We start from the raw sequence: 13,157 nt of genomic DNA, 5'->3' as shown, positions 1-13,157 counted from the left end.
ACAGGATAACGTTGTCCTGTCGCGAGGGGAAGAGGCAGGGGTTCCGAGGCCGGAAAGAGACGTTCGCTTGACAGTCGGGTCCGGAGCGCTAATCTGAGAACGTTTTCCTGTGCCACGCACGGCGCAGCTCAAAGGAGCAGTACTTCTCAAAGGGGAGAGCCATGATCAGATCACGTGCCCGCTGGGCGACCGCCGGGCTCGCCGTGACGGCGCTGGCCGGCCTGAGCGCCTGCTCGGCCGACGCCTCGTCGGCCGGTGCGGCCGGCGACACGGAGCCGGCCGGCCCCGTCACCATCGAGGTGTGGGGCTGGAACGCCGAGACCGGTGAGCAGACCGCCGAGGCGTTCAACGCGGCGCAGGACGACGTCACCGTGAAGTACGTGCTGCAGGCCAGCAACGTCGCCACGCAGACGAACTTCCGCAACGCGACCGAGGCCGGTTCCGGCGTCCCGTGCCTCGTCCAGGGCTTCGCGCCGTTGACCACCATGGTCGTCAACGGCTGGGCGCAGGACATCACCGAGCAGGTCGAGGGTTCCGTCGACCTCTACAACGAGGGTGCGCTCGCCGCCGCCCAGGTCGACGGCCGGTACTACGGCCTGCCGAGCGGGTCGGACGGCCAGTTCCTCATCGTGAACCAGAAGACGTTCGACAAGTACGACGTCGAGGTCCCCGCCACCTGGGACGAGTTCGTCGAGGCGGGGCGGGAGCTCGGGCCGCACGGCGTCGACATCACCAACCTGGCCGGCGAGGACCCGAGCATCCTGATGAACCTGGCCCAGCAGGCCGGCGCCGAGTGGTTCGCCATCGAGGGCGACCAGTGGGTGGTGAACTTCACCGACGAGAAGACCGTCGCCGCTGCGGACGTGCTGCAGCCGCTCATCGACGAGGACCTCGTCTCCAACCAGACCTTCATGGACAAGCCGGCGCTGTACAAGTACTTCGACTCGGGCAAGATGGCGTCCACGACCACGCAGTGGTGGTCGCTGACGGGCCTGCAGACCAACCTGGCCGACTCGGGCGGCGACTGGTCGGCGCACCCGGTGCCGCAGTTCGCGGACGCGACCGCGCCGGTGACACCCGGCCGCACGCTCCCGTCGTTCGTCCCCGAGGGGTGCGAGAACCCCGGGGCGGTCGTGGCCTACACCGACTGGCTCACCACGCCCGAGGCGATCGAGGCCGGCCGCAACGCGGAGACCGGCGCCGTCAGCTTCCCTGTCCAGGTCCCCGACGCGTCCGACTACGTGGACGCAGTGGTCCCCGAGGACTTCTTCGTGGACGACAAGGCGGCCGGCGAGCAGATAGTCACCGCCCAGGACCGCGTGATCGGCAAGTTCGAGCTCGGACCGAACTACGACGCCTGGTTTCCCGAGCTGCAGGACCAGTGGGGCAAGGCCGTCGCGGGCGATATCACGCTCCAGGAGGCGCTGACGGCGGTGCAGGAGTTCGTCGCGGCCGACCTCGACGACAAGGGCATCTCTTACACCGTCACCGAGTGACCCGCTGACCTACGAAAGGAGGACGCGGATGTCCGTCCGTGCTCAGCGGTCCCGGCCGCTCTTCGGCTGGCGCACGATGCAGAGCCTCAAGGGTGCGTCGTTCACCCTCCCGTTCCTCGCGGGGTTCGCGCTGTTCGTCATCGTCCCGGTGCTCATGGGGGTGCGCGAGAGCGTCTACACCACCCAGTCGTCAGGACTCGGTTTCGGCGGGCAGACCGTCGAGTTCGCCGGGCTGCGGAACTTCGCCAAAGGCCTGGCCGACGGCGCGTTCTGGACCGGGATGTTCCGCGTCCTCCTCTACGCGATCGTGGTGGTGCCGCTGACGCAGGCGCTCGGCCTCGGCCTGGCGCTCGTGCTCGACGCCGCCCGGCGTCGTACCGCCGCCCGCTTCCGCATCGCGCTCCTGCTGCCGTACATGGTGCCCGGCATCGTCGCCGCGATGATCTGGATCTACCAGTACAGCCCGACCGTCGGCCCGATCACGGGGTTCTTCGCACTGTTCGGCCTGGACGTGAACTTCTTCACGAGCTCGATGGTCTGGGTGTCGATGGGCAACCTCGCGGTCTGGAGCGCGCTCGGCTTCACGATGCTCATCCTGTACGGAGCGCTCCAGTCGGTGCCGCACGAGATCTTCGAGGCGGCCCGCATCGACGGGGCGTCCGAGCTGCGGATCGCCTGGTCCATCAAGGTCCCGTTCGTCCGCGGGTCGCTCGTGCTGACGTCGCTGCTGTCGATCATCGGCACCCTGCAGCTCTTCGACCAGCCGGTCCTGTTCCGCGCGGTCACACCCGAGACGATCACCCGGGACTTCACCCCCGCGATGATGATCTACGACCAGGCGTTCCAGGTCGGGAACCTGAACTACGCCACGGCCCTGTCGGTCATCCTCGCCGTCGTCGTCGGCATCGCCTCCGCGATCATCTACCGCTTCATGAACAAGGAGGAGTCATGAGCCACGCCACACTCGAGCCGGCGACCCGGCAAAACCCGCCGGCCAGGCGCCGCCGTCGGCCCGTACCCGAGACCCGCTCCGCGGCGGAGGCAAGGGGCTCGTCCCGCTGGGTGGTCCTCGGGGTGCTGGTGGCACTCTCCCTGTACGCCGTCGGCCCGCTGTGGTGGCTGCTGGTGGCCGCCACCAAGAACCAGCGGGAGCTGTACACGACCAACGGCCTGTGGTTCGCGCAGCTCGACCTGTGGGCCAACCTCAGCAGCCTGTTCACCTACCAGGACGGCATCTTCACCCGGTGGCTGTGGAACACCGTGCTCTACTCGGGGCTGGGCTCGCTCGGGCTCACCCTGGTCGCGCTCGCGGCCGGCTACGGCATCGCCAAGTACCGCTACCGCGGCCGCGGGCTGACGATGGGCCTGATCATCGCGTCGTTCCTGATCCCAGGCTCGCTGATGATCGTGCCGAGCTTCGTGCTGTTCGTGCAGCTCGGCCTGTACGACACGATCTGGGCGATGATCCTGCCCGGCATGTTCGGGTCGTTCTCCGTCTACCTGGCCAAGGTCTACGCCGAGGGCGCCGTGCCGACCGAGCTCATGGAGGCCGCGCGCATCGACGGCGCCGGCGAGTACCGGATCTTCTTCTCCATGGGGCTGCGGCTGCTCACCACCGCCGGCGCGACGATCTTCCTGCTGCACTTCGTGGCGAGCTGGAACGCGTTCATGTGGCCGCTGGTGTTCCTCAAGGGGGTCGAGAAGTGGCCCGTGATGCTCGGCCTGTACTCCTGGCTCCAGCGGGGCACCGACAGCACCGTCGACCTGACCAGCCTGGTCCTGACGGGCTCGCTCGTCTCGACCATCCCCATGGTCGTGCTCATGATCTCGATGCAGCGCTACTGGCGCTCGGGCGTGACGCTCGGGAGCCTGAAGTAGTGGCCGGCTCAGCCCCGCGGGGCAGCAGTCGACTCCCGCACCACGAGCTGCGGCGCCGTGACCGACGACGCCGCGTCGACGTCGCCGTCGATCACCTGCGACAGGAGGCCGAACGCCCGGGCGCCGAGGTCCTCGAAGTCCTGGTCCACCGTGGTCAGGGAGGGGCGCCACAGCGCGACGAGCGGCTGGTCGTCGAACCCGATCACGGAGATGTCGCCCGGGACGTCGACGCCGCGGTCGGTCAGCGCGCGCATGAGGCCCAGCGCGATGTCGTCGTTGGCGCAGAAGACCGCGGTGACGTCGCTCATCCCCGCGATCCGCTCACCCCAGCGGTAGCCGGCGCTCGCGTCCCAGTCGGCCCGCATGATCTGCGGGACCGGTGCCCCGGCGGCGCCCAGCGCCGCGCGCCAGCCGTCGGTGCGGCCCGAGTGCTTGCCCTCGGTGGGGCCGGCGATGTGGTGGACGGTCCGGTGGCCGAGATGGAGCAGGTACTCGGTCGCCTGGCGCCCGGCGGTGCGCTCGTCGATCAGCGCCGCGGGGACATGACCGGTGCGGCGCGAGCCGCCACCGGCGACGACGACGGGCAGCCCCTCGGGCAGCGCCTTGGCGGCGTTGATGCCGGCGCGGTCGAACTCGAGCACGATCACCCCCGCCGTCGGCTGGGCCAGGGTGAGGTCGATGGCGGCGTGCACGTGCTCGGCGTCGCCGGACTCCACGACCGTGATCGACACCGTCATCCCCGCGCGGCGGGCGGCGGTCTCGACGCCCTGCAGCGTGCGGGCGTAACCGTAGTTGGCGGTCGCCCCGGCAAGGACCGACACGAGCGTCCGCCGTCCGGAGCGCATCGAGCGGGCGGCGCCGTTCGGGCGGTACCCGAGGGTCTGCACCGCCTCGTTCACCCGGTGGGCGAGCTCGGGTGCCACGTACTTCGAGCCGTTCAGAACCCGGGAGACCGTGGGCACGGAGACTTCCGCCGCCTTGGCGACATCGGCGAGGACAGGGGCTCGGTACGGCTTCGGACTGGCCATGAGGCGAAGCATACGACAGCTGATAACGTTTTCCCCACCCGAGGAGATTGAGTGCCCACCCATCCGCACGCCCCACGAGGCGTCATCGCACCAGGACAGCTGTTCGTCGACGACCAGGGCGCCGTCGCCCAGCTGCACGGCGTCGGCATCCAGAGGTTCGGCGGGAGGTTCTACGCCTGGGGCGAGGACAAGACCAGTGCAGGGACCTTCGGGGGAGTGGCCTGCTACTCGTCGCCCGACCTGGCGACCTGGACCGCGCACGGGCACGCCCTGGCGGTCTCGCCGGACGTTCCCGACCTCGCCCCCGGGCGGGTGGTCGAGCGGCCAAAGGTGCTGCGCAACCCGGACGGGAAGTTCGTGATGTTCCTGCACGTCGATTCAGCGGACTACGCCTACGCCCGGGTCGGCTGGGCAGTGGCCGAGCGGCCTGAGGGCCCGTACACCTACCTGCGCAGCGAGCGCCCGCTCGGCAACATCAGCCGGGACATCGGCGTCTTCGTTGATCATGACGGCACTGACGACGACGGCACGGGCTACCTCCTGTCCGAGGACCGCGAGCACGGGCTGCACATCTACCGGCTGTCGGCCGACTACCTGGCGGTCGAGGAGATCGTGGCGACCACGCTCACCCCGCCGAGCGACCATCCGGCGGGCCCGCACGGGTACGAGTCGCCGGCCCTGGTGAAGGTGGACGGCCTCTACTACCTGTTCGGCTCCGAGCTGACCGGGTGGTCCACGAACGACAACAAGGTGGCGACGGCGTCGTCGCCGGCCGGGCCGTGGAGCGACTGGGCGGACTTCGCGCCCTCGGGCTCCGCCACCTACGACTCGCAGACCTCGACGATCGTGACCGTCCAGGGCTCGCAGTGCACGAGCCATGTCTACGTCGGCGACCGGTGGGACAGGGACGACCTGTTCCACTCCGCACCCGTGTGGCTACCGGTCCGGATCGCCGACGGCGCCGCCCGGCTCGAGTGGCGGGACGCCTGGACCGTCGACCCCGTGACGGGAGTCATCGCATGACTGTCACCCTTCCCGGCCTCGAGGACAGCACGGAGCAGCGGCTCGAGTGGGGCAACGACGTGGTCCGCGTCGTGGTCGCCCACGGGCCGCACACCGCGCCACGCCTGGTGGCCCTGTGGCACACCGGCGAAGCGCGGCCGGACGTGGACGGCCAGCGGCGCTCCGCGCTCCCGGTCCTGGAGGTGGCGGTGCTCGGCGACGGGCGGTCCGGCACCTCCGGCAAGCGGCACGTCGACGGCGCGGCGGCCCAGCGGATGCGGCTCACCGGTACGGAGCAGGACACGGACGAGGGCGGCGTCCGGCACCTGCGGCTGTGCCTCGCCGACCCGGAGTCCGGCCTGCGAGCCGTCGTGCACTACGAGGTCGCCGTCGGCATCCCCGTGCTGCGGACGTGGGCGGAGCTGACGTCCGACCGTGAGCTGGTGCTCGACCACGTCACCACCGGCGTCGTCGCGGGCCTGGGGCACGCCGCACGCTGGGAGCACGAGCTGGCCGTGTGGGAGGCGGCCAACCCGTGGAGCGGCGAGTTCCGCTGGCGCCGGTCCACGCTCGCCGAGCGGGGGCTGTACGACGTCGGCATGGTGCGGTTCGGCCAGGTCGGCTCGAAGAACCGGATCAGCCTGACCTCGACCGGCGCCTGGTCCACGTCCGAGCACCTGGCCATGGGCCTGGTCGAGGACACCCGCACCGGCCGCCTGCTCGCCTGGCAGGTCGAGACCAGCGGTGCCTGGCACGCCGAGCTCGGCGACCGGTACGACGACGTCTACCTCGCCGTCATGGGCCCGACGGCGCACGAGCACCACTGGGCCGGCCACCTCGACGCCACCACACGGTTCACCAGCGTCCCGGTGAGCCTCGCCGTCGTCCCCGGTGCCGCCGACGGGCCCGAGGCGACCCTGGACGCCGTCGGCGCCGCGCTCACGGCGCACCGCCGCCGGACCCGGCGGCAGCACCCCGACCACGAGGCGCTGCCCGTGGTCTACAACGACTTCCTCAACGCCCTCATGTCAGACCCCACCACCGAGCGCGAGCTGCCGCTGATCGAGGCGGCCGCCGACCTCGGCGCCGAGTACTACGTGATCGACGCAGGCTGGTACGACGACGAGCAGGGCGGCTGGTGGGACTCCGTGGGCCAGTGGGAGCCCTCGACCACCCGGTTCCCGGACGGCGGCCTGGGCGGCATCGTCGACCGGATCCGCGCCCACGGCATGCAGCCGGGCCTGTGGCTCGAACCCGAGGTCGTCGGCGTGCGCAGCCCGGTCGCCCGCACGCTGCCCGACGCCGCGTTCTTCCAGCGCCACGGCCACCGCGTCACCGAATGGGGCAGGCACCAGCTCGACCTGCGCCACACCGCCGCACGCGAACACCTCGACACGGTGATCGACCGGCTCGTGAGCACGTTCGGGCTCGCCTACCTCAAGCTCGACCACAACATCGACATCGGCCCGGGGACCGACGCGGGGACAGGCACGGCACCGGGTACCGGCCTGCTCGAGCACGGCCGCGCCTTCCTGGCCTGGGCGAGCGCCGTCATGGACCGCCACCCCGGCCTCGTGATCGAGGCGTGCGCGGCAGGCGGGTCCCGCACCGACCCGGCCAGCGGCAGCGTCTTTCCCGTCCAGTCCGTCACCGACCAGCAGGACTACCGCGCGACCCCACCCATCGCCGCGGCCGCACCGCTGGCCCTCCCACCCGAGCAGACCGGCGTGTGGGCCTCCGTCGACGGCACCATGGACCGGGAGCCGCTCGCCTTCTCCCTCGTCACCGCGCTGCTGGCGCGCGTGCACCTGACCGGACGCGTCGACACGCTCGACGCCGCACAGCGCGCGGTGGTCCGGGAGGCGCTCGCGGCCTACCGGGCGATCCGCTCCGCCGTCGGCCGCTCGGTACCGGTGTGGCCGCTCGGCCTGCCCGGCTGGCGCGACCCCTGGATCGTCCAGGGCGCGCGCGACGGCGAGCACCTCTACCTCGCGGTCTGGCGCAGGGGCGGCCAGGACGACGGCGCCCCGGACACGTTGCGGGTGCCGCTGCCGGGCCGCGTCGCGGACGAGGCGGTCGAGGTGCTGTACCCGCGCTGGGGCGGCGAGTCGGTCACCGTCGCCGACGACGGCCGGGTGCTCGAGCTCAAGCTCCCGGCTCTGACGTCGGCGCGCCTGCTGCGGGTCCGGGTGGGCTCGTGAGCGGCCTGGTGCGCCGGGTGGTGAACCCGGTGGTGCGGGGCTTCGCGCCCGATCCGTCGGTGATCCGCGTGGGCGACTGGTACTACCTCGCGACGAGCTCGTTCGAGTGGTTCCCGACCATCCCGCTGTACCGCTCGCGGGACCTCGCGGAGTGGGAGCACGCCGGGGCGGTCGACGGCGCCGCCCCTGGCCGGTCGCTGCTCGGGGTGCCCGACTCGGGCGGGATCTGGGCGCCCGCCCTGAGCCACGCGGACGGCGTCTTCTGGGTCGTGTACTCGATAGTCCGCTCGGTCGGCTCCCGGCACTACGACCTGGAGACCTACCTCTGCACGGCGCCCGACGTCGGCGGCCCATGGTCCGGGCCCGTGCGCCTGCCCGGCCACGGGTTCGACCCGTCGCTGCTGCACCACGATGGGCGGCACTACCTGCTCAACCTGCAGAACGACTCGCGGGTCGGCGGGCGGCGGTTCGACGGGATAGTGCTCACCGGGCTGGAGATCCCGCTCGTCGGCGGGGTGCCCGGCCGGGCGCGAGCGGTGGGTCCGACCCGCCTGCTGCTGCAGCGCGAGGAGCTGGTCGAGGGACCCAAGTTCACCGTCCACGACGGCTGGTTCTACCTGCTGCTCGCCCAGGGCGGGACCGGCGTCGAGCACGGGGTGCTCGTGGCGCGCAGCCGCTCGCTGACCGGCCCGTACGAGGTGGACGACGTCCCGCTGCTCACCTCGCGCGACGACCCGGCGGTCCCGCTGCAGAAAGCCGGGCACGGCGAGCTGGTCCAGGCGCCGTCGGGCGAGTGGTACCTGACCCACCTGGCGTCCCGGCCGCTGCCGACGCCGGCTGGGCCGCGCAACACCCTCGGCCGGGAGACGGCGGTGCAGCGTGTGGTCTGGACCGACGGCTGGCCCCGGCTGGCCCAGGGCGGCTGGCACCCGGCGACGGAGGTCGAGGTCCCGGACGCGACTGGTCAAGCCGGCCCGTCCGCTGGTAGGGCCTGTCAAGACCTCGGCGCCGGGTGGCCCTGGTCGACGCTGCGTGAGCCGCCGGGGGACTGGGTGGAGTCCGTTCCGGGTCGGCCGGGCAGGGTGCGGCTGCGCGGCCGGATGTCCGCGGAGTCGCTGTGGCAGCAGTCGCTCCTGGCCCAGCGCCTGACCGAGCACCACGCCGAGGTGGCGGTCACCGTCGACGCCGAGCCCACCACGTTCACCCAGTCCGCCGGGCTGATGCTCTGGTACGACACCACGTCGTACTACCAGCTCCACGTGACCTGGACCGAGCCAGAGGGCGAGCCCCAGGCGGGCCAGCAGTGGGTCGGCGACCAGGGCCGCCGCGTGCTGGTCCTCACCCACGGGCACCCCGACGGCGCCCGGGTGCTGGCGACCGTCGATCTTGCGGTGGGACCGATCCGGTTGCGCGCGCAGATCGACGGCGCGACGGCGCGGTTGTCCTCGGCGTCGGGCGACGGGCCATGGGCGCAGGTGGGACCGGACGTGGACTTCAGCGAGCTGTCCGACGACTTCGGCCCGCGGCTGCGGTTCACCGGCGCGATGGTGGGGATCAGCGTGGTCGACCTGGTCGACGGCGCCTTCACCGCCGACTTCTCCGGCTGGTCCCTTCACCACCGCGTATGACCGGCGCGTACACAACAACCGATGGACGGATCTCGGGAGGTTCACTTAGTATTGGAGTACGCGATAGGGAGAAATCCTGAGCGTCTTGCCTCAGCCCCCGCCTCTGGCGGGGGCTGCTGTGCTTCTACGGCTTCCAGATCCGTTCCTTGCGCATGCTCGGCGCGATGACTCTGTTACGAGAAGCTGCAGACCTTGTGCTGTCCGGTACGTCGGGATAACGTATTTCCGGGATAACGATATCCCGACTCACGACGAGGTGACGACAGTGCGGCCCGGGCCGCGCTCGGCCCGCAGAGCTGCGGCCGTGGAGGGAACACGATGAGGCAACGCACATCCAGGCTGCGCTCGAGAGCCGCCGCACTGCTCACCACGGCGGCCGTCGTAGTCGTCGGCATGGTCCCGGCGCCCGCCGCGGTGGCCGACGTCGGCGGCGACGCTGCGCAGCTGCCCGGCCAAACCACCGGCCAGGCTGTCGAGATCCACGAGACGACCAGCGACGCGGGGTTCGCCCACCCGGGCGTCGGCCTGACCGCGGACAACCTCGAGAACATGCAGACCCAGGTGCTCGCTGGTGTCGAGCCGTGGGCGAGCTACTACGACGCGATGACCCAGACGCGATTCGCCGCCGCCGACTTCGAGGCCTCGATCCAGGGCCCCACGGACGAGCAGCCGACCACCACCGCGTACGACAACGCGAGCATGCGTAGCCGCCAGCACGGCGACAGCCTCGGCGCGTTGACGCAGGCGCTGATGTACCTGGTCACCGGTGACGAGGTCTACCGGGCGAACGCGCTGCACGTGATCCGCACCTGGAGCAGCCTGGACCCGGACCGGTACGAGTACTTCGCCGACGCGCACATCCACACCGGTGTGCCGCTCTACCAGACGCTGGTCGCCACCGAGATCCTCCGTTCCACCGAGCCCGCCCAGGACGAGCTCGACGGGTACGACCTGCGCTGGACCGAGCGCGACCAGCAGCGCATCGAGGACAACCTCGTCCACCCGGTGCTCGACACGTTCCTCTACTCCCAGAACCGCCTGTGGAACCAGCACCTGTACGGCGTGATCGGCATGGTGTCCGCGGCGATCTTCCTCGACGACGCCGAGCTCTACGCCGAACGCGTCGAATGGTTCACGGTCAACGCCGGCTACGAGAGCGAGCACACGATCAACGGCGGGGACGTCAACGGATCGCTGGCCTCGCTCTTCCGCACCATCGATGCGGACGACCCGCTCAACCCCTACGGCAAGGACTTCGTCCAGCACCTGGAGATGGGCCGCGACCAGGCGCACGCCGAGGGCGACGTCGACATCCTGACGGCGCTCGCCCGCATCGTGAACAACCAGGGCACCCTGATCGACCCCGCCGACGGGACCGTCTCGACCGCGACCGACGCCGTCAGCCCGTACGCGTTCCTGGACAACCGCATCCTCGAAGGAGGCGACGTCTACACCGGCTTCATGATGGGCGAGGAGCCGCCGTACGTCGACGTCTCCGGTGGATCGGGCAAGCTCTCCGAGGCCTACCGCGGACGCCTGCGCGAGCCGCTGAACGAGCTGTACTACCAGTACGAGTACGTCGCGGGCGTGGACGTCGAGAAGGAAGCGCCGTTCGTCGCAGAGCTGCACCGGCAGGGCGACGGGCCCCTGTACCGCTACGGCTCGGGGATCTCGAACTTCTGGAACGAGAGCGGCTCGGACTTCACGGGTGCCGAGTACTGGGTGGCGTTCCCGCCCGCGCTCGCCCAGGAGGACGTGACGGTGCCTGCGGTAGGGGACAGCCCTCAGCTGCCCCTGGGGCAGTTCGGCCACGCCCTCGGCAAGGGTGCCAAGCAGCTGACCGACGACGCCGGGCAGGGCTTCGTCAGGCTGAACGCGAAGAAGGACGACGCGCGGGTGGCCGTGCGTCGCGTCGTCTACCCCGACCGCAGCCGCACGGCGCTGGTCGGGCTGCAGGTCCGCACCCGGGGTACTGCCACCGTCGAGGTGTCCAGGACCTCGTACGACGATCCCTTCACGACCGTCCAGCTCCCCGACACGGACGGGCGCTGGCGCTACGTCTGGTTCGACGTCGCCTCGGCGAAGGTGCCGGTCGCCGGAGCCAACCTCGTGGTGCTCCGCGCGACCGGCGGCAAGACCGACGTGGACGTCGCGGGCCTGCTCGCTGACGCGAACGGGACCATCGACCCACCGGTGTTCGACGAGGGCACGTCGCTGGACGTCGTGGCCGTGGCCGGCGAGCTCTACACCAGGGACCTCGAGGTGACCGACACCGACGGCGACTTCTCCCTGGCGCTCCAGGACGCGCCGCGCGGCGCGACGATCTCCGCCGACGGCGCGTTCACGTGGACGCCGGACCGCAGGCGCGGCGTCGAACGCCTCGTCGTCGTCGCCTCGGACGACCAGGCGGACACCGCGTTGCCAGTGTCCCTCACCGTCGCGCCGGACCGGGCGGCCGCGGTGGCGGCGCTCCTGGACGGGCTGCGGGAACCGGCGGCCTACACGACCGCCACCTGGACGCCCGTCGCGGAGGCGGAGGCTACCGCGTCGGGCGGCGTGGCGGGATCCGACCCGGCGGAGTTCGGCCTGCTCCTGGAGGACCTGCGGCTGGCGGTCGGCGACCTGGAGCTGCTCGACCCCCGCCTGCCGGACGACACGCTCGACTACTCCCGCATCGTGTCCTCGGACCAGGTCGCTGCGACGACCCTCGTGGCGCTGACCGACGGGGACAACCAGACCACCTGGGGAGACCTGCGGGTGCCGAGCGTCGTGCTCGACCTCGGGCCGGGCTATCGCGTCCGGGCGGACGGCTTCGGCTTTCTCGCGCGGAACACGTTCGCCAACCGGGCCGAGGGCACGAACGTCTACGGGTCGTCCGACGGCCGGACGTGGACGCTCCTGACCGAGCACCCCAACGCGGGTGACGACACCGAGATCGAGCAGGTAGCGGTGCGCGAGGCGGAGCGGGACAGCGCGTTCCGGTACCTCAAGCTCCAGGTCGACGAGCCGGGCGTGCCGTCAGACCCGGCGTACCCGGGCATCTGGAGCCTGGCGGACTTCCGGATCGACGGGGCACGGATCGAGGCAGGCCTTGACGTGCTGCTCGCCGAGGCGCAGGCCGCGGACCTGGCGGGATACTCGCGTGCGTCGGCGGTGCGGTTCTCCCGGGAGATCGAGGCGGTGCGTGCCGTCGCGGAGCCGGGAGCGGACGAGACGGCGCTGACGCAGCGCGTCCTCGGCGCCTGGGACCTGCTCGAACCGCCGCCAGCCGGGACCGCCGACGTCGTGCGGGCGTGGGTGACCGCGAGCTCGCCGTCGTGGGACGGCAGCAGGGACGCGGCGGCCAACGGCTGGACGATGTTCGACGGTGACACCGCCACCTTCACCGACACGACGCAGGCCGGTGGCTGGGTCCAGGCGGTGCCCGACGACGGCAGCACCTTCCACGTCGAGTCCGTGCGATACCTGCCCCGGTCCGGCCATGCGAACCGCGCCGAGGGTGTCCGGTTCCAGGGCTCCGCGGACGGCGGCCGGACCTGGCAGACCTTCGCCACGATCAGCGGCGCGACGGCGGGCTGGGGCCGGATCGACCTGCCTGAGCCCGTCGAGGCGGGGGCGATCAGGGTGCTGGCCGATTCCGGCAACACGAACCTTGCCGAGGTGGAGCTCGTCACCAGCGCCGTCGACCGTACGGGACTCGACCTGTACCTGGCGGAGACCGCTGACCTCGCCGCCGAGGACTGGACGACGGCGTCCTGGCAGCGTCTCGCTGCCGCCCGCGAGACGGGTCTCGCGCTCCGTGCCGCCGACGCCGCCACCGACCAGGAGGAGGTGGATACCGCCGCCGACGAGCTCGCCGCGGCCGTGGCCGCACTCGAACCGGCCTGAACGAGGCCGTCCGTTGTCAATGACGACAGAACGGAA

The 13,157-nt window shown here is 71.3% G+C and carries 8 protein-coding genes; 7 read left to right on the top strand and 1 reads right to left on the bottom strand.

Features of this window, described 5'->3' with window-relative positions; translation table 11 throughout:
* The first annotated feature begins 161 nt into the window (after positions 1-161).
* From APR04_RS13840 to APR04_RS13830, 3 genes are read left to right on the top strand one after another with little or no spacing between them, the layout of a single operon-like run.
* Positions 162-1,496 (top strand): ABC transporter substrate-binding protein, encoded by a 1,335-nt coding sequence (locus APR04_RS13840; protein WP_253871153.1) that lies wholly within the window; start codon positions 162-164, stop codon positions 1,494-1,496.
* Between the two features lie 28 nt (positions 1,497-1,524).
* The gene (locus APR04_RS13835) at positions 1,525-2,448 is read left to right on the top strand and encodes a carbohydrate ABC transporter permease (RefSeq protein ID WP_253871151.1); all 924 of its coding nucleotides are present in this window, start codon (positions 1,525-1,527) and stop codon (positions 2,446-2,448) included.
* A complete protein-coding gene (locus tag APR04_RS13830) occupies positions 2,445-3,374 on the top strand; it encodes a carbohydrate ABC transporter permease (RefSeq protein WP_253871149.1) in 930 nt (309 codons plus the stop codon). The genes APR04_RS13835 and APR04_RS13830 overlap by 4 nt, the downstream gene beginning before the upstream one ends.
* Before the next feature lie 8 nt (positions 3,375-3,382).
* Here the strand turns inward: APR04_RS13830 and APR04_RS13825 are convergent, their stop codons facing one another.
* Positions 3,383-4,402 carry a LacI family DNA-binding transcriptional regulator gene (locus tag APR04_RS13825; protein WP_253871147.1) on the bottom strand — a complete coding sequence of 340 codons (1,020 nt, stop codon included), beginning with the start codon at positions 4,400-4,402 and terminating at the stop codon, positions 3,383-3,385.
* Between the two features lie 51 nt (positions 4,403-4,453).
* Between APR04_RS13825 and APR04_RS13820 the strand changes: the two genes are divergently transcribed.
* The 4 genes from APR04_RS13820 (at position 4,454) to APR04_RS13805 (ending at position 13,121) form a co-directional block, all read left to right on the top strand.
* On the top strand, positions 4,454-5,425 hold the full coding sequence (locus tag APR04_RS13820) for a family 43 glycosylhydrolase (protein WP_253871144.1): 972 nt from the start codon (positions 4,454-4,456) through the stop codon (positions 5,423-5,425).
* The gene (locus tag APR04_RS13815) at positions 5,422-7,605 is read left to right on the top strand and encodes an alpha-galactosidase (protein ID WP_253871141.1); all 2,184 of its coding nucleotides are present in this window, start codon (positions 5,422-5,424) and stop codon (positions 7,603-7,605) included. The genes APR04_RS13820 and APR04_RS13815 overlap by 4 nt, the downstream gene beginning before the upstream one ends.
* Positions 7,602-9,233: a glycoside hydrolase family 43 protein gene (locus APR04_RS13810; RefSeq protein ID WP_253871139.1), complete on the top strand. Its 1,632-nt coding sequence runs from the start codon at positions 7,602-7,604 to the stop codon at positions 9,231-9,233. The genes APR04_RS13815 and APR04_RS13810 overlap by 4 nt, the downstream gene beginning before the upstream one ends.
* 318 nt (positions 9,234-9,551) lie before the next feature.
* On the top strand, positions 9,552-13,121 hold the full coding sequence (locus tag APR04_RS13805; protein WP_253871137.1) for a discoidin domain-containing protein: 3,570 nt from the start codon (positions 9,552-9,554) through the stop codon (positions 13,119-13,121).
* Positions 13,122-13,157: the final 36 nt, after the last annotated feature.

Source organism: Promicromonospora umidemergens, from assembly GCF_024171995.1.
GTDB classification, from domain to species: Bacteria; Actinomycetota; Actinomycetes; order Actinomycetales; family Cellulomonadaceae; genus Promicromonospora; species Promicromonospora umidemergens.
Note: the sequence above shows the minus strand (reverse complement) of the source record. Positions and strands in the feature narration are given on the sequence as shown.